Below are 18,998 nucleotides of genomic sequence, written 5' to 3'. Positions count from 1 at the left end.
TTTCCGTATAAAAAATAGAAAGACATTAAATATTTCGACTTCCTGGTTTGATCGCTGGAAGCATAGCGAGTTCAGCAGGGAGTGCATCACTAGCATAAGATGCTATCTCGTATTCAGCAAGTGCAATCAATGGAACTCCTACATCAGCCTTACCACCAGAACGATCAAGAATACATGCACTTGCAAGCACATCCGCTCCTGCTGTAACCAGAGCCTCAACGGTCTCACGAATAGAAAGACCTGTTGTCACAATATCTTCAACAATCACAACCTTTGCACCCTTCTTGATTTCAAAACGACGCAACTCAAATATACCATTTACACGCTCTACCCAAAGAGAAGGAATACCAAGGTGACGTGAAGTTTCATACGAAGGAATAAGACCACCAATCGCAGGACCAACCACATAATCAATTTTTCCCTCGACAGATTTTTTGATTTTTTCTGCTAATCCACAACACAACTTTTCTGTCAAGTCAGCATGCATGAATACTTTCGCTTTCTGCATATAAGTAGCACTATGACGACCTGATGTTAAAATAAAATGCCCTTCCAGAATAGCATCTGCTTGTTTAAAAATATCAATCACATCTTGTGTATTCATCGCAAAATCTCTCTTTTTCATCCATGAACTCGCCGTACCGCACTAACCGAACCAGCCTCTTTTAACTGAGAAAAAATACGATTCAAATGTTTTAAATCCCAAACTTCCAGATCAATCATAATTTCTGTGAAATCTGATGCCGTACGGAGAAAAGATAAGTTTTGTATATTAGCATCATTGGCAGAAATAACTTGCGTAATTTCTGCCAATGAACCAGGACTATTAACAACCAAAATATTAATTCGAGCAGGAAAACGCTCACTCATTTGGGCATCGATATCCCAACGGACATCAATCCACCGCTCTGGCTGATCATCATACGCCATCAAGGCCGAAGACTGTATCGGATAAATAACAATCCCTGACCCTGGTTGCATAATGCCAACAATCCGATCTCCCGGCACTGCCCCTTCAGGAGAGAATCGCACGGGAATATCTCCACGGGTTCCTCGAATAGGCAATGCTTTAGATTGGCACTTCTCCGCAGTTGCATCCTTTTCATTTTCCGGAACTTTAAAAATCATACCTTGAGCATTTTCAATGTTAAACCAACCTTCTTCCCCAGGTTTAAAAGATGACTTTTGTACTACACGGTGATCTTGATAATCAGGATAAACCGCTTTAATCACATCAGCGGAAAGCAATTCACCACGCCCGACAGCAGCCAATACGTCTTCCACATCTTTACGTGCCAAACGTGGCAAAACTTGCTTGAGAACATCTTTTGAAAATTGTTTCCCCATATATTCAAACGAACGCTCGAGTATACGATATCCCAAGCCCGAATATTGCTTACGTACCGCTGCGCGGCTTGCTCGACGAATAGCTGAACGTGCTTTTCCTGTTACAACAAGAAACTCCCACGCTGCTGGCGGAACTTGAGCTTGTGAACGTATAATATCAACTTCGTCACCATTTTTTAATTTGGTCATTAAAGGCATAATACGACCATTGATTTTCACTCCCACGCAAGAGTCACCAATGTCAGTATGGACTGCATAAGCAAAATCGATAGGGGTAGCGCCTTTTGGAAATGCAATCAATCGACCTTTCGGAGTAAAACAAAAAACTTGATCTTGAAAAAGCTCAAGTTTTGTATGTTCTAAAAACTCTTCTGGATTGTCCCCATCTGACAAAGACTGAATCGTTTGACGTAACCATGCATAGGCATTGGTTTCGTTTGATAACTTCGAAGTCAAATAATTGGAACCGCGATCTTTATAAATGGAATGTGCAGCAACGCCATATTCAGCAATTTCATCCATAGCAGCAGTTCTAATCTGCAGTTCAACACGCTGTCTTGAAGGCCCTACAATCGTTGAATGAATGGAACGGTAATCATTCTGCTTTGGTATAGAAATATAATCTTTAAAACGACCAGGTACCATTGGCCACGTAGTATGGATAACACCAAGAGCACGATAACAATCGTTCACTGTTTCAACAATAACACGAAATCCAAAGATATCAGATAATTGTTCAAAAGATAACGCCTTACTTTCCATTTTGCGAAAGACTGAATAAGATTTTTTCTGACGGCTTTTAACATCTGCTTTAATGCCATGTTCAAAAAAAAGTTTTGTAAGTTCGTTTTCAATCCTAGAAAGCAAATCACGGTTGCGCTTCGATAATTCAGAAAGCCGATTGGTAATCGTACGATAACCTTCTGGATTTAAATAAAAAAAAGAGAGATCCTCTAACTCCTCGCGCATATCCTGCATACCCATACGACCCGCAAGTGGCGCATAAATATCCATTGTCTCCTCAGCAATTCGCCGACGCTTGTCATCGCGCATAACACCAAGTGTGCGCATATTATGAAGACGATCGGCAAGTTTGACCAAAAGAACACGAACATCATCAGAAATAGCGATAAGAAGTTTACGAAGATTCTCTGCCTGCACTGCCTTCTTCGATACAAAATCAAGCTTATTAAGCTTAGTGAGCCCTTCAACCAACTTACCAATTTCAGATCCGAAAAGCTGATCAATTTCTGCTCGTGTAGCGCTTGTATCTTCAATCGTATCATGCAAAAGAGCAACAGCGATTGTTGCTTCATCCAACCGCATATCTGTCAAAATAGCAGCTACTTCTAAAGGATGAGAAAAATAAAGATCACCTGAAGCACGCTTCTGATGACCATGCTTCCGCATCGCGTAATCGTAGGCCCTATTTAACAGAGCCTCATCCACGTCAGACTTGTAACGTTGAACACGCCCAACAAGCTCACACTGACGCATCATACGAGCATATCCTTTATCTTTTTTTAACCCTTATTGAACATGAATATTTCATCAATAAAAGACAAGAAAAATAACCATTATCGCATGACAACGTATATCTGCTCCCGTAATATAAACTGTCACAATTAATAATCGTCACTTTTCTCCGGAACGACCAAGCCTTCGATACCTGCTAAAAGCTCTTCTTCTGACATATGATTAAACGAACTGCTCTCTTCTTCCGACGATGCTCCAAAGACATCTTCAGATTCACCTGAATGAGAAATAAGCTCATTTTCCATTTCTGGCTCATCCACTTCCACATGCTTTTGCAATGAATGAATAAGGTCTTCCTTCAAATCAGCAGGCGATAATGTCTCTTCCGCTATTTCACGCAAAGCAACGACTGGATTTTTATCATTATCACGATCAACTGTGATCTGCGCACCCTGTGAAATCTGACGCGCCCGATGCCCAGCTAAAAGCACCAACTCAAAGCGATTATCCACTTTATCAATACAATCTTCTACCGTTACGCGGGCCATTTATGCCTCTTTCTTAAAGATTAAAAAACTTCATAGCGAAGATAGAATATATACAATAAACAAAATAAAACACAAGAAAAACAATACAAACTTTAATACTTTTTGCTCAAAGAGCTTATTAAAAAACTCTTGGAAGCTTTACAAAAAGCGCATAATCCACCCAAATCAGTTATCGATACCCTAAAAATAAAAGCTTTCAAGAGTACCGGATTCAAACAAAAAAGTACACTCATCTGATAAAATCACTCTCTACTCTAGAAAATTTATCCTTTAAAGTTATACCAACCCTTCAAACTTATTAAAAGTCTTTTGCAATAACGAAAGTCTCATGCACACTGTTTATGATAATGTACAAAATAAAAAAAACTTTGTCCTATTAAATGTCGTATTCATTACTCTCTTATTCACCAAATAAATCACTGAAAGATTGTCACTCTTCAAAAATTAATCAGCAATCATTTTATGTAAACTATGTTATTAAACAGCTTATTTATATTTATCATGGTTGTTTAAAAAGACATAATCCGTCATACACCCCATAGATAACTTTAAAAATTTTTATAAAAAATGATTAATATCTGCTCATGAATAACCAATTAACATCGCTTTGCCCAGAACCGCCGAAAAATTGTAATTTATGCCCACGCTTATACAAGTTTATCTCCGACTGGCGCATGAAAGAACCGAGCTGGCATAACGCACCGGTGCGCCCATTCTTTCCCTATAAAGGTGCAGCCACAACACGCCTTCTCATCGTTGGTCTTGCTCCTGGATTACGCGGAGCAAATCGAACTGGACGCCCATTCACTGGTGATTATGCTGGACACTTGCTTTACTCCACTTTAAAAAAGTTTGGTTTTGCCCAAGGCACCTTTGAAGAAAAAGCAGACGACAATCTTGAACTGATTGATGCAGCAATTGTTAACTCAGTTCGTTGTGTTCCACCAGAAAATAAACCTACTGGTGCAGAAATTAACACTTGCCGATATTTCTTTTCACCTCTTTTAACAAATCTTCCCAAACTTAAAGCTGTTATTACCCTTGGCACTATTGCACATCATTCAACTATACGTGCCCTCAATGCAAAAGTTTTAGCTCATCCTTTCGGACATGGAGAAATAAATAACATCGGCAGATTGCGCATCTTTTCAAGCTATCACTGTTCACGCTATAATACTAACACTGGACGCTTAACGAATGCTATGTTCCATCAGGTTTTTGAAGCAGCCAAAACATATCTTGATCAATGCTGAAATCTCCTTAGAAGTACTGTAAAGAGATATACAAACCGCCTCTATCATCCATGTTTTTTTAAAAGTCTTGCTTTTTCGCGTCCCCAATCACGTTTTTTTTCCGTTTCGCGCTTATCATGAAGCTTTTTCCCACGTGCCAAAGCAATTTCTAACTTAGCACGTCCTTGTCCATTAAAGTAAAGCTTGAGAGGGACAAGTGTCATTCCTTCACGAGAAGTCGCCTTAAAAAAACGTACCATTTCGCGTTTCGAAATTAATAATTTACGCAAACGACGTGGCTCGTGATTAAAACGATTAGCCTGCGTGTATTCAGGAATATAGCTGTTCACTAACCATAATTCTCCATCTTCAAAGCTGGCATAACTTTCAGCAATATTTGCATGATTAGAACGTAAAGATTTCACTTCCGCTCCTTGAAGTACCAGGCCAACTTCAAAATTATCGAGAATTTCATAATTAAAACGAGCTTTACGATTGTCAGCAATTATTTTTCGTACTGGCGCGTTCTTTTTTTTGTTCATGGCTGCACATCGTTTTATTCTTTAAGCAGACCCGCATGGCGCAGAGCTGTATCAATAATCTTCTTTGTGGTATCCGCTAGTGGCACAATTGGTGAACGAACAACATCGCGACAAAGCCCTAATTTTGCAGCAGCATATTTAATACCAGCAGGACTGGGTTCAATAAATACTGCACGATTGAGAGGCATCAAACGATCATTTAATTCTAGTGCTGTTTTATAATCGCCACCGAAACAAGCGGCATGAAACTCTGCACAGAGTTTTGGTGCAACATTAGATGAAACCGAAATACACCCTACACCTCCATGTGCATTAAAACCTAATGCTGTACAATCATCACCGGAAAGCTGCACAAAATCCTTACCACACTTTTCACGTTGTTCACTAACACGCTCAACTTTACCCGTAGCGTCCTTAATACCAATGATATTTTTAAAATCACTACAAAGGTCTCTCATAGTTTCCACAGTCATATCGATAATAGAACGACCAGGAATATTATAAATTATAATAGGTATAGAAATAGCTTTCGCAATGGAAGAAAAATGTGTGTATATACCAAACTGATTAGGTTTATTATAATAGGGCGTGACAACCAAAACTGCATCTGCACCTGCCTTTTCCGCGTGTTGCGCAAGCTCTACAGCTTCATTTGTGCTATTTGATCCTGCTCCAGCAATAACAGGAACACGCTTAGCAACTTGCTCAACGCATAACTCTATAACCCTTTTGTGTTCTTCATGACTTAAAGTTGCTGATTCACCCGTTGTTCCAACAGGGCTTACACCGTTAATACCTTGTGTAATTTGCCACTCAATAAAATTGCAAAATGCTTTCTCATCAATAGCACCCTTATCATCAAACGGTGTAATAAGCGCAGTCACAGCACCCTTGAGCATGATAAACTCCCTATAATATTTTCTTTATTTTTTTAAAATAGTCTTTATAAATTATCAACAATATAGCATAATCTTGCTCTATTATTGAAGCAACATGAATTTCACAATAGCTCTCATAAGATTTAACATGAACCTCCTTCAGTTCCGAATATTTCTTTAAAGGAATATTTCTTTAAAGCATTAGCCTACATTAACCCGTTTTTCATGCTTCTGTTCTAGAAGTTCTTGAGTGTTTTCAAAAAGCAAGGTCTCAAGGTTTTTTTCTCTATGCGTGCATCTCCTACCTCCTTTTTTGTACAAACCTTCACTGCACTTATACTGGCAAAAACAATTTTATTTTCAAGTGCATGTGCACAAACACTACTTCTGCATAGGAAGGCACCAATCCCTTTGGCTCGCCCTACCCCCTTTGTCATCAAAAAAGAATCTAAGAAACCTCTTAGACAGACTCACACCACAAACCAAAATACCCCTGCAATCAAACAACTTAAAGCTGGGCTAGATGCACTTTTAAACAACGATATTGCAAAAACAATAAGCCTTCGAAATTCAATGGAAAAGAATAGCCTTAATCGCCATATTTTGACATGGGCGATCGGTATATCAAGCCACACCAAAATACCAAGCTCTGAAATATTAAATGCAATCAACGAGCTAAAAGGATGGCCAGGCATAGCCACTATGCAACGCAATGCTGAACGTGCTTTTATCAATGAAACAAACTTCACACACGTAATCCTCCAAAAGTTTGCTCATCATCCCCCCCTAACAGCACAAGGTATGGCTATATTCGCTAAAGCACTTATCGCAACTGGACAAACCGCCCGTGCTCGACAAATCATTGCACCTTGGTGGCATAAAGAAAAACTCAATGTAGAAGAAGAAGAGCTTATTCTTAAAAATGCAAGTGCTGCGTTAAAACCCTTTGATCATCTGAAACGCATGCAATCTATGCTTTATGCACATCGCTTCGCTTCAGCTGAGCGTGTTGCAAAATTGGCCTATGCTCAATCTCTTTTTAATGCTTTTGTTGCCGTTGAAAAAAATGATCCTAGAGCCACGCAAAAATTACAAGCTGTGGAGCGATCATGGCAAAAAGATCCTCTCTTACAATTTGCTCGAATTCGCCATCTTCGACGAACTGGACAATATAGTGCAGCTGCAGCACTCATGATGAGAACACCAAGAAATGTATTGAGACTTGTAAACCCGCATACATTATGGAAAGAGCAACGCGCCCTTTCCCGCGAAATGCTCGATTTAAACAAACCTAAAATTGCTTATCAACTCGTTGCCATGCACACTAATATGACATCTTTATTGACAGTCGATGCTGAATTTCATGCAGGATGGTATGCACTACGGTTTCTTCATGATCCTAGATTAGCAATGCACCATTTTTCGCGTATTCCTCAATTATCTTCTGCACCTCTTGCTGCATCGCGCGGATACTATTGGATGGGACGAACAGCAGAAACTCTGGGTGAATATAAAAATGCCCAGAATTATTTTCATCGTGCAGCTCATTTTAGCGCCACTTATTATGGTCAATTAGCAGCTTCACGGCTTAACCAAAAAAAACTTAAAGTCTCCTTTCCAAAACCAACGACTGCTGAGCGAAAACGTTTTAGTGCACGAAAAGCCATTCAAGCAATTCAACGCCTTGAATCGGCTGGCTATGCTAGCTTTGCGAAAATTTTTTATAGAGAACTGGGAAAAAAAATAGAAAGCCCCGGTGAATTAGCTCTTCTAGCTGTTATGGCAGAAAAAAATGGAGACTATTATACCAGCCTTAAAATCGGAAAAACTGCTGCTTTTCAGGGTAAAACTGTTGGTGCACTTTCCTACCCACTCGGTGCTATACCATCCTCTGCCAATATTCCTGTAGCAAAAAAAGCGCTCATTTATGCCATTGCACGCCAAGAAAGCGAATTTAATCCAACAGCCATATCAAAAGCAGGCGCACAAGGTATACTCCAGTTGCTCCCTACGACAGCAAAAGCACTTGCAAAAAAGCATTTTATCGCATGGTCACAAAAAAAATTCAGCAATGATGCCAGTTATAATGCTACGTTAGGTGCTTATTTTCTAAGTGAACAATTAGAACGTTTTAACGGATCCTATATATTGACTCTTATTAGTTATAATGCAGGAACTCGTCGTGTTAACGAATGGATAAAACGTTATGGTGATCCTCGAAGGAAGTCTCTTGATAAAATCATCGATTGGATTGAACGCATCCCCTATACAGAAACACGTAATTATGTGATGCGTGTCATGGAAAATTATGGAGTTTACAAAGCAAGACTCACTGGAAAAATAGACATAAAAGCCGACCTTCTTTCCGGTCAATGAAAATAATATCACCTCGATATACCCCAAAGGAATTTGTTCTATTTTCTCAACTCATAAACCACAATATCTTAGCAACCATAAACATAAAGTGTACAAAATTAACCAGAAAATCCATGAAAATCAGCTAAATATCAATGATACTCTGAGCACTTTGTTCACTTTTGATGGTGGGGGAGGAGGAAAAGAACCTACACGTTGAAGTGCCGCCATAGCTAATCGATCAAGTTCCGGATCACCAGCAGAGACTACAACACGGCTAGAAAAAATACGCCCTTGCTCACGCACCCTAAATTCTAACTTTACTGTTCCTTTTGCATGGCTGATACGTTGTCCCACAACATATTTTTTCTGCATTTCTAATTGCGCTTGTACCTTTGCTAACCATTTTATTAACAATGCATCCTCAATTGCTGCTGCATCGTCACCCTGACTAGGAATAGACGAACGTTCCACCTTTCCAGTGTGTCGTTTTATCACAGCTTTTGGCACCGGTATTGGTTTTTTATCCAGTGCTTTATGCTCCACTTTTTGAGGAAGAGATTTTTCCAAAGACCTGAGAACTTCAAAATCATCTTCTTCCACAGTATGCCAAGGCTCTTCCAATTGAACTTCATCCACTGGTTCCAACTCTGACTCCTGCTCCGAAAAATCAAGCTGTGATACGTCTTCTGTGCTAACATTCGATAGATCTGTATCAAGATCCTGCGGATCTGTGTCGACAATCGAATGCACAACATCTTGGGCAAAAGTCAGCATAATTGCAGTTGAAGGCGTACCATTACTTACACCAGTACTGTAAAAATAAAACTGCACTCCCAATGCTATATGCAAAGAGAAAGCGCAAATAAACGCAGCAATCCAAAGAGTTAATAACTGCCTCGTATTTGCAAAATTCATAGTTTTTTCCGCCGCTATTCTAAGCTTAATATCGGTGTTCAGATTCATTAAAACAGGTTGCTTTTAAATTGCAACTTTTTTCTTGACTGATTTCATCATGTTTAATATGGTTTCTTTATGATTTTGTATTGAAGTCAGATCATTTTTGCTCGGTTGGCTAGTTTGTAGTCGGTGAGTCAGACGTTTTTATATGTAAAGTTTCAAGTGAGAGAGGGGATGTTTAAGAAAAGGTTATGATTTGTTATGCGAATAAGGCGAAAAAATATCCACAAAAGCTGCGTGATTTTAAGTGCGTTATCAGTTTGTATACCTTCATTTGTTTTTGCACAAAATAATAATAAAGGCATTGTAACTGAGCTGAAACCGATTATTATTAAAGGAAAAAAAATAGAGGATGGTTCAGATTTAGTAACCGTTCTGACCAATCGTAAAACCGCTAGGGATATTAGTGAAAAACAAATAAGTGATGTCCATGATATTAACCGTCTTGATCCGTCTATAACCTACAACACAAGCAATAACAGTTTTGTGCTCCGTGGTTTAGATGCAGACCGTGTTCTTACAACGATGGATGGTATTGTTCTTCCATGGTTCTCAGATATAGTACGGGGAAACAGTGGGAACACAACGTTTGACTTTGGAACACTTTCTACACTCGATATTATTCAAGGATCGGATTCTAGTCTTTATGGATCTGGTGCTCTAGGAGGGGTAGTTGCTTTGCGTACCCTTGATCCTGAAGACCTTATTACTGGAGAAAAGAACTGGGGTAGCCTTATAAAAAGTGGTTATCATTCTGTCGATGACAGCTGGCGCATAAATCAAGCTTTTGCTGTGCGTAGTTACCAAACATTCTTACTTTTTCAGGGATCTTATGTAGAAGGTCATGAGCGCAAAAATATGGGAACTGTAGACGGTTATGTGGAACGAACACGTAAAAATCCCGCTCATTTTGACCAAAATAATTTACTTTTTAAAATTCATCAGTATTTTAACGACAACCATCGACTTGGTTTTACAGCAGAGCGCTTTACTTATAGCAAAAACACGCATTCATTAAATGCATCAGCAAGATACGCTCCTGGTTCCGTTTACGATCAGGACAATAAGCGCCGTGAACGCCTTTCTCTTTCTTATAATTATAATGGTAGTGAAGACACACTTTTTGATACATTTCATGGGCAGCTTTATTGGCAAAGGCAATTAAATAATAACATTATGAGTGGATTTCGCGTTCGAGCACCAGAAGGGGATTACTTAAGGGATAATGTGGTACGCGATACCAATTATGGTTTCAATGCACATGCTCTTAAAAAGGCGAATATCGGTACGACAAGTCATACATTAAAGCTCTCTACTGATGCTTTATTATCTAAATTTCACCATTATATGTTAGGGAAAGACAATTGTCATTTGAAAGAGAATGCACAAGGATGTGCTTTTTTGCCTGCTAATCGATCAGAAACACCAGACACGAATAGCTATAATTTTGGTCTTGTTTTCGGGGATGAAATTGGTTTGGCTAATAACCGTTTTCGTGTAACACCTGGGGGTCGTTATGATTGGTACAAACATACCCCTCAAAAAACAGCCTCTTATGAGAAAGCACTAGGTCCTGACAAATATCCTCCAGAAAAAAGTGCTTCACGTTTTTCTCCTAAATTACGGATGGAGTGGGATGTTCGTAATCAAGTAACACTCTATGCCCAGTGGGCTCAAGCTTTCCGCGCACCACGAGTTTCGGAGCTTTACCTCTCTTATACCAAACCTTCTCTTTATTACGTAAAAGGAAACCCCGACCTTCAGCCAGAAACAAGCAATGGGTATGATGTTGGTATACGGTATGGAAATGTAAATTTTGGTGGTTCTTTCAATGCTTTTGTCAATCAATATAAGAATTTTATAGATACCATAGACAAAGGTCCATCAGAAGAATTCAGGTTTTCTCGTCGGCATTATGTAAATCGTTCACGTGTGCGAATTTCTGGCGTTGAAACAAAAGCGCATTTGCTTCTTAAGAATGGTTTTCATAGCAACTTTTCCCTTGCATATTCACAAGGGAAAGATCTTGACAAAAATGAGTATCTTAACTCAATTCCAGCTCTGAAAGCGGTTATAGGATTGGGATATATGAGAGATACTTGGGGAACAGATGTTGCACTTACTTTGGCAGCCAAACGTGACAAAGTTGCTGAAGGATCTGATTATCAAAAAATTCCAGGATATAACGTTGTTGATATGTCAGGTTGGTGGAAACCATTTGGTGAGAACGGACCTGTTATAAGAGCTGGTGTTTATAACCTTTTCAATAAAAAATATTGGAATGCATCAGATCTTCCTTCCGGTAAAAGTACAACACCAAAGGATTATTATACTCAGCCTGGTCGTAACTTTAAAGTGTCGTTCGTGCAGAAGTTTTAATCACTTTTGTCGGCCATTAGATCAACATAAAATTGTATCGGTAAAAGGATGAGTTATTGTGTTTCTATTCTCATTGCTTTTGAAATCACAAAGACTTGAAAGAAAATCTTCGATTAAATTTGGTTTAACGGTTTTTGATTGTTCTGCTGTTGATAATAAAAGCTTATTTGGTGGTGGAAGCAACCTATCGCCTTGGATTTGAAATTATAAAATTTGAAAAATTAACCCTCGAAATAACATAGGGAAAATCCGTGTCATATACAGCCGAAATGATTATTAATCTACGCGAAGAAAAAAAAGAGATGCAAAGTCGTAACTTTGCTGCTTCGATTGGCATATCTGAAGCAGAAGTTATTGCTGCTTATTGTACAATTGGAAAAGCAAAAAGGCTACAAGCTGATGTTGCTACTCTCCTAGAAAGTGCTCCCAAACTCGGAATAGTTCTGGCGTTGACACGTAATGAACATGCTGTTCATGAAATAACAGGGCGTTTTGAAAAGATTATTCAAAATCAACATGTTCCTCTGACACTCGGTGAAATTGACCTGCGTATTTTTTCAAAACAATGGAAATTTGGTTTTGAATATGACGTGATTGTTTTGGGAAAACCTACGAAAAGCTTGCAATTCTTTGATCAATCTGGCGTTGCTATCTTCAAAATCTATTCTAAAGATACAACAAACATGGAAGAATGGGACAAACTCGTTGAAAAGTTGCTTCATGAGGATCAATTATCTGCTCTTAATATCCTGGCTGCTTCTACTCCAATCCAAAGTAATACTAAAGAGTTGGATATTAAACAATTCCGGAACCGTTGGCGGAAAATGACTGATGTGCACCAACTTCATGCGATTATCTCTGAATTTAAGATTAATCGACATGATGCTGTAAAATATGCTGGTGGTGAATTTACCGACAGATTAAAGATAGAAGCTGTTGAAATGATGCTTAACCAAGTTGCACAACAAAAAGTGCCTATTATGTGCTTTGTTGGCAATAAAGGATGTATCCAAATTTTTAGCGGGCAAGTAAAAAATATTAAGCAAATGGGACCTTGGCTTAATATTCTCGATCAAAGATTTAACCTGCATTTACTCGTTTCCGGTATTAATAGCGTATGGTGTGTTCGCAAACCCACCAGTAATGGTTACGTCAGTTCACTTGAAGTTTTTGATAAAAATGATGAAATGATTACTCAATTCTTTGGTATGCGAAAGGAAGGTCAAAAAGAACGTGAGGATTGGCGATCTTTGTTGGATAATCTCCCCTCATATCGAGAAGTTGCTTAGAAAGGTAAACTTGAACATGCTTATACTTTTTTTGCGTAGATTAGCAAGCCTTTTTCTTATTTTTATACTGCTTTATCTTCCCTGCTTTTCTCAACAAGTAATCGCTGAACCTACAACACATTTTTCTAAAAATGCACGCATCGTCTCTATTGGTGGATCTCTTACAGAAATCGTTTATGCATTGGGAGCTCAAGATCAACTTGTCGCCCGTGATAGCACGAGTGTTTATCCACAAGAAGCACTCAAACTTCCTGTACTTGGCTATATGCGTGCTCTTTCACCTGAAGGCGTTTTATCACTTGCTCCGGAAGGTATATTGCTCGTTGAAGGAAGCGGCCCTCCTTCAACAATTGATATTCTTAAAAAAACATCGATCCCTATAGTAATCGTACCAGAAAATTACTCCCGTGAAAGTGTTATAGAAAAAATTCGCCTCGTTGGAAAGGCCATTCATCGTGAAGCGCAAGCAGCTGCATTAATTAAAAAAGTGAGCCGTAATTTTGTGGACAATGATGCACTTTTAGCAAAAGTAACAAAACCAAAGCGCGTCCTTTTTATTTTATCCGTACAGAATGGGCGTGTTATGGCATCTGGGACAGGTACAGCTGCCGATGGCATGATAAAACTTTCAGGTGGTATCAATGCCGTCACCGATTACAAAGGGTATAAGCTTTTAAATAGTGAAGCATTATTGAAATTAAATCCTGATGTTATTTTGCTTGTGAAGCATAGTGGAAAATCCACTAACCTTGAAAAGATTTTAGCTATACCAGCGATTCAAGCAACAATTGCAGCGAAAAATCACGCTATTAAGCAGATGGATGCTATGTATCTCTTAGGATTTGGTCCACGTGCTGCAGATGCATCAAGAGAGCTTATTAATATATTTTATGGTGTAAACCAAAATGGTAAGAGCTGATAGAAATGGCAGATAGTACATCCACAGTGTATGCAGCTGAAACAAAAGAGAATAAAAAAATAAACCGTGCAAATTTGAGAAAGATTGTATCATTAAGTTTAATAATATTTCTCATCTGCAGCATTTTTGGCGGACTTTCGAATGGTGCTTCGAACGTTTCTTTCTTTGGTTTCCTTCGTGTAATGCTTACACAAGATTTTTCAGTGAGCAGCAAAACGCGTGATTATCTCGTGCTTATCGACATTAGGCTTCCCCGTATTGTCTTGGGATTATTGGTTGGGTCAGCTTTAGCTGTCTCGGGTGTTCTCATGCAAGGGCTTTTCCGTAACCTTCTTGCAGATCCTGGAATTATAGGTGTATCTGCAGGTGCAGGTCTTGGTGCTGTTTTAGCGATCGTTGTCGGTATTGCCTTCCCTGCTTCATTGGTACCTTTGTTAGAGCCTTACAAAGTTATCATAGGCGCCTTTCTGGGTGGTCTTCTATCAACAATTGTTCTTTATATAATAGCAACACATCATGGTTTTACCTCTATAGCAACAATGCTTCTTGCAGGGATTGCTCTTGGCGCTTTAAGCAGTGCTGTTATTGGAACATTAATTTTTATTGCAAATGATCAACAATTACGTGACATTACTTTTTGGAATCTCGGTTCTCTTGCAGGTGCAACATGGTTAAAAGTTTGGCTTGTTCTACCTTTTATTTGTATTGGTCTTCTTTTTTCGCCCCTTTTATCACAAGCACTTAATGCTCTTGCTCTTGGAGAAGCCGTTGCTGGCCATATTGGTTTTCACATTCAACGGGTTAAAAATATTGCTATTCTCCTTGTTGCCCTTATGTGTGGTAGCGCAGTTGCTATCAGTGGTGGTATTGGTTTTATCGGTATTGTTGTTCCACATATTTTGCGTCAGCTGATTGGTTCCGACCACCGTTATCTTATTCCCTGTTCTGCCCTCTTGGGGGCGTCATTACTTATTTTTGCAGATACCTTTGCACGCTTAATTGTTGCTCCTGCAGAATTACCAATCGGAATCGTTACAGCGCTTTTTGGTGCACCCTTTTTCCTGTGGATCCTTATATGCAAACGAGGAACAAATTTTTCATGATTGAGGCGACTAATATTTGTGTTCAACGCGGGAAAAAACAGGTTCTTAACCATATAAACCTTCAAGCTAAAAGTGGTTATCTCACCATCATTATTGGTCCAAATGGATCTGGGAAAAGTACTTTCATAAAAGCACTGAGTGGAGAAATTTCTTACAGTGGGAAAATGACCTTAAATGGTTATGACATTAGCCAGACAAAAACTTATGAAATGGCGAAGATGCGCGCAGTTCTACCACAATCAACAATGCTAGCATTTCCATTCTTGGTTCATGAAGTTGTAGGACTTGGTCTCTCCGTAAACCAATTCACCATTGCAAAAATCGAATTGCAAAATCTTACCCAAAAAGCTTTAGAACGCGTCGGTCTTTCTGACTATAGCGACCGATATTATCACCAATTATCAGGTGGAGAACAAGCTAGAGTGCAACTTGCTCGTGTACTTTGTCAAATCTGGGAACCCGTTTATCATGGAACGCCTCGCTGGATGATATTAGATGAGCCTATTGCTAACCTCGATATCCAACATCAAATTGTTGTTATGAATATTGCTAAAAGTTTTGCCTATTGTGGTGGTGGCGTTCTCGCTGTTCTCCATGATCTCAACCTTGCCGCACATTATGCAGATAAAATGATATTGCTAAAGCAGGGAGAAATTTATTGCGAAGGAAGTGCATCTACCGTTTTGACAACACAAAATCTACGCGATGTTTATCATTGCTCCTTAATCGTTTCTGAATTACCTAAAGAAGATATTCCATTTGTATTGCCTCAAACGGCATCCTGCCTATGAAATAGTATTGCTTTCTGGACATTAGCTCTTTCTTATAGAGATCAACATTAGAAATATGTTGCTTTTTTACCCCGCATTTAAAATATTATAACTTAACACGCTCTAGAAGACACTTTGCGAAAATACACATCATACTTAATGACAAACTCCCAACAATTTTACTAAATTTTTCTGCATTAGACATATTTACGAAGAAAATCACTTTTGACAATTCTTTTTATAATAAACTGCATATCACCACTATAGAGATCTAAAATTTCTGATATAAAAAACCATTCAAATACTGCTTTTTATATTTTAAATATCTTAGTTAATAATATATAAATCATATATCACTTGCATAAAGAATGACGCAGATTTTTCCGCGTCAATAACATCATCTAACAACAAATCATGATTTACTATTATATGATATAAGCCTTACGATTTTATGGCATAAACAACTGTTGCATTCACAGGCCGCGTTTCTGCTTCGCCCGTTGAAGAAATAGTAATCCCATGCGTATGCGCACCAGCAGCTTCTGTCTGTCCTATCTCTTTTGACAAAAAAATTCTAGAACTTATACTATTAACGGTAATATTATGAGAAAAACCCGTATGACGATATTTATGTGTATGCTCACCTGCCTCTTCAATGGTGCCAGAATGCGTGTGTGATTTAAGACTATCCTGTTGCACATCGGCAAATTTTCTATTTGGGTCTATACCACGACCATCATCAAAGCCACGTAAAAATATTCCTCTAAAATCAGGAACTTTAAAGGTTGTATCGCTGTATTTTCCCCATTTGTCGCCTATTGCCTTGAATAATTGCGGATAATCTTTGCGTTCATAAGTTGCACCATCACACAAAAGCCAACCGCTTGGCACTTCTTGCATAGCAAATGCCGCAATAAATCCAGAAGGAAAGGTTTCTACCTTTGGTGGTGGAAGCGGTGTAGGATTTAAGAGATACCAGCCATCGTGATCCTTTGTTGACACATCACTATTATAAACTATTTCATAAATACCGCCTTTTTGTAGTTCACCACCTTCTAATGGCATGATACCCATGTTTGTGGCTTTATAGAGTGGTTTCGCTCCTATACTATTAACATTTACCGTCGTAGAACCAGTATTCACATCACAGGCCTTAAAACGTACAATGATATCATTTTTGTATTTTGCTATGGGCGAAACCGTTGTCAGCGTGATTGATGTTGTTTTTTCTTTTGCATTTGCAATAAAAGTTGAGTTAATAGAGCCACCATTATCTGCAAGATATTCACGCACACGCTGCATCATCGCACGCGCACTATCATTGACAGAACTAGGAGGCTGCCCTTCTGCCCAATTAATGGTATTATCTGAATTAGCATTTTCATTAGCCTTTAGCGACCAATCGTAAATATCAGACATCATAATCCCCCGTTATTCTTAATAATTTTTCTAGTAATTTCTCTTCTGTGCACCAGAATGCGGCTCCCCCGCCACTATTAGTTGATATATCATCTACTGCTGCACTATCCGTGTTTACTAATTTTATTTTTCTTCACCCCCTCCAATTAAATCAACTAAATCCACCACACCTTTTTCATAACATCAGCATCAATATTTTAACTTGAAGTGTAACCACCCCATCTAACATTGCTTACATATTGTTGCTTCACCGTGGTTATACGGTTGCATTTTCAAATTTTCCATCTTACCGCAAAGTATTACAAATATTGTTCACAAAATCCCTTGCTGTGGATTTAATATGTCCATAATTGAATGTAATAATCTATCAGATTAATAGAAAATTTTCTGACGTATTCGAATTCTTAATGAGGGCTTCTGTATTTCTTAGCACTTTCAATATCTTAAAATTATCGAGTCAGAAATACTTTACACTATCTCTGCTTATGTCTTATTTCTGTACTTTGAACAAATACCCTGTGTCTCCTCTGTGGTTGCAAAACTTTCATAACTTGTTTTGCTTCATCTTCATTTTAAAGAGGCTATAATCTCTTTTAACTGTTGTCTGCATCAAACAAATTTCAAAAGTTTTTACGGATTTTTTGCACTACCCATCATGTTTCTATTTGCCAAAAATATCTCTTAAAACATACCCTATTTCATTAAATTTATTCCTGAAAACTGTTACTAGATAAATACCAGCACTCTTTTTGAGTACATCATGTTCCCAATCTAACGCACTTAGAGGGTGCACCCAATAAGGTACATTCTCCACGCTTCAACTTAATCTTGAGATGATATCTCCAAATATGCCAAAAATGCATCACATACCTTCATCCGGCCTGAAGGATGTACCTGATTTCTCAACATAAATTTTAAAATGCAAAGGAGTGCTCCCCACTCTCTGTAAAACGCGCATTGTTGATTTTTGGAAACCAACTTGCTGTAACCGTCTGCTCCCCTCCTACACTCATCACGGCCACCTTTTTATGTATTTTATTATATATAACTTTTTTTTGCAAGGGCAATAAATCCTTCCAAACAGCAATTTGTAATTATTGGTATTTTCCCTTCTCATCACAATATCAGAGTAAGCATTCTCCAAACTGTTTTGCTACCCAACTCTGCCTCATCAAACCCACATAGAAAAACACGCTCCATCACACACCAATCTAATCTTACACTATCGTGAGCAAGATCTAAAAATTAAAAGAATATATGGTCTTTTAAAGATTTAATCGACGATTTACAAATCTTAATAATACTCCTTTCAAAAATTATAGTTTTCAATCACATGTTTAATCATTTTTCTAAAACTCTTGAGAAGTGAACTCTGAAATTAACAACGCGCAAAGAGGTGTATTCAATATCCTCCCATGCTACGCTTATAGCCTTGCAAAACTATCATTAAAGTAAAAGCTCTTGTTTTTTCTCGAACCACCATTCCTTTTCAAAGCCGCACATTACTGATTTTCCCACAAAAATTGAAATAAATTTTGGAATAATTTTAATTTGTTTCCTCATCATGTACTTAAACAATTCAACACACTCTGCCATTTTTATGATAAAAACATTTTTAACATTTAAAGAAGCAATACTTAACTAAGTAATACTAAATAAACTTCTTGGCATACTTATAGTCTACTTTTCCAAATAAAATATCAAACCCTCATTTCTTATTTCATTACCGACAATCTCAACAACTTTAATCACCACTTCTTAAAAAACATACAAGTACACAT

Annotated in this window: 15 protein-coding genes; 8 read left to right on the top strand and 7 right to left on the bottom strand. The window is 38.2% G+C overall.

Going from position 1 to position 18,998, the window contains the following annotated elements; all coding sequences use genetic code 11:
* Nucleotides 1-25 precede the first annotated feature (25 nt).
* From pyrE to rpoZ, 3 genes are all read right to left on the bottom strand, one after another.
* Entirely contained in the window at nt 26-604 is a 579-nt protein-coding gene (pyrE, locus tag V3564_RS01640; RefSeq protein ID WP_455481430.1) for an orotate phosphoribosyltransferase, read from the bottom strand.
* 17 nt (nt 605-621) lie between these two features.
* Nucleotides 622-2,847 carry a RelA/SpoT family protein gene (locus V3564_RS01635; RefSeq protein WP_455481112.1) on the bottom strand — a complete coding sequence of 742 codons (2,226 nt, stop codon included), beginning with the start codon at nt 2,845-2,847 and terminating at the stop codon, nt 622-624.
* A gap of 125 nt (nt 2,848-2,972) precedes the next feature.
* A complete protein-coding gene (rpoZ, locus tag V3564_RS01630) occupies nt 2,973-3,371 on the bottom strand; it encodes a DNA-directed RNA polymerase subunit omega (protein ID WP_455481111.1) in 399 nt (132 codons plus the stop codon).
* A 584-nt stretch (nt 3,372-3,955) separates the two neighbouring features.
* Here rpoZ and V3564_RS01625 point away from each other — a divergent pair.
* Nucleotides 3,956-4,624: a uracil-DNA glycosylase gene (locus tag V3564_RS01625; RefSeq protein WP_455481110.1), complete on the top strand. Its 669-nt coding sequence runs from the start codon at nt 3,956-3,958 to the stop codon at nt 4,622-4,624.
* Between the two features lie 44 nt (nt 4,625-4,668).
* Here the strand turns inward: V3564_RS01625 and smpB are convergent, their stop codons facing one another.
* Together smpB and dapA are read right to left on the bottom strand one after the other, a co-directional pair.
* Entirely contained in the window at nt 4,669-5,145 is a 477-nt protein-coding gene (gene smpB, locus V3564_RS01620; protein ID WP_455481109.1) for an SsrA-binding protein SmpB, read from the bottom strand.
* A 14-nt stretch (nt 5,146-5,159) separates the two neighbouring features.
* Nucleotides 5,160-6,044 (bottom strand): 4-hydroxy-tetrahydrodipicolinate synthase, encoded by an 885-nt coding sequence (gene dapA, locus V3564_RS01615; protein ID WP_455481108.1) that lies wholly within the window; start codon nt 6,042-6,044, stop codon nt 5,160-5,162.
* Between the two features lie 267 nt (nt 6,045-6,311).
* Between dapA and V3564_RS01610 the strand changes: the two genes are divergently transcribed.
* A complete protein-coding gene (locus V3564_RS01610; RefSeq protein ID WP_455481107.1) occupies nt 6,312-8,399 on the top strand; it encodes a lytic transglycosylase domain-containing protein in 2,088 nt (695 codons plus the stop codon).
* Nucleotides 8,400-8,519: 120 nt separating this feature from the next.
* Here V3564_RS01610 and V3564_RS01605 read toward each other — a convergent pair whose 3' ends face one another.
* Nucleotides 8,520-9,296 (bottom strand): energy transducer TonB family protein, encoded by a 777-nt coding sequence (locus tag V3564_RS01605; RefSeq protein WP_455481106.1) that lies wholly within the window; start codon nt 9,294-9,296, stop codon nt 8,520-8,522.
* A 243-nt stretch (nt 9,297-9,539) separates the two neighbouring features.
* On the opposite strand from V3564_RS01605, the gene V3564_RS01600 reads away from it, so the two are divergent.
* The 6 genes from V3564_RS01600 to V3564_RS01575 are packed head-to-tail and all read left to right on the top strand — an operon-like array spanning nt 9,540 to nt 15,819.
* Nucleotides 9,540-11,717, top strand: a complete 2,178-nt coding sequence (locus tag V3564_RS01600) for a TonB-dependent hemoglobin/transferrin/lactoferrin family receptor (protein ID WP_455481105.1) — start codon at nt 9,540-9,542, stop codon at nt 11,715-11,717.
* 58 nt (nt 11,718-11,775) lie between these two features.
* Nucleotides 11,776-11,919, top strand: coding sequence for a hypothetical protein (locus tag V3564_RS01595; RefSeq protein WP_455481104.1), 144 nt, complete (start codon nt 11,776-11,778; stop codon nt 11,917-11,919).
* Between the two features lie 49 nt (nt 11,920-11,968).
* Complete coding sequence (locus V3564_RS01590) at nt 11,969-13,006, top strand: hemin-degrading factor (protein WP_455481103.1); 1,038 nt, start codon at nt 11,969-11,971, stop codon at nt 13,004-13,006.
* 16 nt (nt 13,007-13,022) lie between these two features.
* Entirely contained in the window at nt 13,023-13,925 is a 903-nt protein-coding gene (locus tag V3564_RS01585; protein ID WP_455481102.1) for a heme/hemin ABC transporter substrate-binding protein, read from the top strand.
* Nucleotides 13,926-13,930: 5 nt separating this feature from the next.
* Nucleotides 13,931-15,028 carry a FecCD family ABC transporter permease gene (locus V3564_RS01580; protein ID WP_455481101.1) on the top strand — a complete coding sequence of 366 codons (1,098 nt, stop codon included), beginning with the start codon at nt 13,931-13,933 and terminating at the stop codon, nt 15,026-15,028.
* Nucleotides 15,025-15,819: a heme ABC transporter ATP-binding protein gene (locus V3564_RS01575; protein WP_455481100.1), complete on the top strand. Its 795-nt coding sequence runs from the start codon at nt 15,025-15,027 to the stop codon at nt 15,817-15,819. The genes V3564_RS01580 and V3564_RS01575 overlap by 4 nt, the downstream gene beginning before the upstream one ends.
* Before the next feature lie 420 nt (nt 15,820-16,239).
* Here the strand turns inward: V3564_RS01575 and V3564_RS01570 are convergent, their stop codons facing one another.
* The gene (locus tag V3564_RS01570) at nt 16,240-17,217 is read right to left on the bottom strand and encodes a tail fiber protein (RefSeq protein WP_455481429.1); all 978 of its coding nucleotides are present in this window, start codon (nt 17,215-17,217) and stop codon (nt 16,240-16,242) included.
* Between the last annotated feature and the right edge of the window lie 1,781 nt (nt 17,218-18,998).

It is taken from the genome of Bartonella sp. B12(2025) (assembly GCF_053795135.1).
This window is presented reverse-complemented; position numbering and strand designations above follow the sequence as displayed.

Bases quoted from the DNA above. Each gene is read 5' to 3' on its own strand.
- pyrE (WP_455481430.1), bottom strand. From the start codon at position 604: ATGAATACACAAGATGTGATTGATATTTTTAAACAAGCAGATGCTATT.
- V3564_RS01635 (WP_455481112.1), bottom strand. From the start codon at position 2,847: ATGATGCGTCAGTGTGAGCTTGTTGGGCGTGTTCAACGTTACAAGTCT.
- rpoZ (WP_455481111.1), bottom strand. From the start codon at position 3,371: ATGGCCCGCGTAACGGTAGAAGATTGTATTGATAAAGTGGATAATCGC.
- V3564_RS01625 (WP_455481110.1), top strand. From the start codon at position 3,956: ATGAATAACCAATTAACATCGCTTTGCCCAGAACCGCCGAAAAATTGT.
- smpB (WP_455481109.1), bottom strand. From the start codon at position 5,145: ATGAACAAAAAAAAGAACGCGCCAGTACGAAAAATAATTGCTGACAAT.
- dapA (WP_455481108.1), bottom strand. From the start codon at position 6,044: ATGCTCAAGGGTGCTGTGACTGCGCTTATTACACCGTTTGATGATAAG.
- V3564_RS01610 (WP_455481107.1), top strand. From the start codon at position 6,312: ATGCGTGCATCTCCTACCTCCTTTTTTGTACAAACCTTCACTGCACTT.
- V3564_RS01605 (WP_455481106.1), bottom strand. From the start codon at position 9,296: ATGAATTTTGCAAATACGAGGCAGTTATTAACTCTTTGGATTGCTGCG.
- V3564_RS01600 (WP_455481105.1), top strand. From the start codon at position 9,540: ATGCGAATAAGGCGAAAAAATATCCACAAAAGCTGCGTGATTTTAAGT.
- V3564_RS01585 (WP_455481102.1), top strand. From the start codon at position 13,023: ATGCTTATACTTTTTTTGCGTAGATTAGCAAGCCTTTTTCTTATTTTT.
- V3564_RS01580 (WP_455481101.1), top strand. From the start codon at position 13,931: ATGGCAGATAGTACATCCACAGTGTATGCAGCTGAAACAAAAGAGAAT.
- V3564_RS01575 (WP_455481100.1), top strand. From the start codon at position 15,025: ATGATTGAGGCGACTAATATTTGTGTTCAACGCGGGAAAAAACAGGTT.
- V3564_RS01570 (WP_455481429.1), bottom strand. From the start codon at position 17,217: ATGTCTGATATTTACGATTGGTCGCTAAAGGCTAATGAAAATGCTAAT.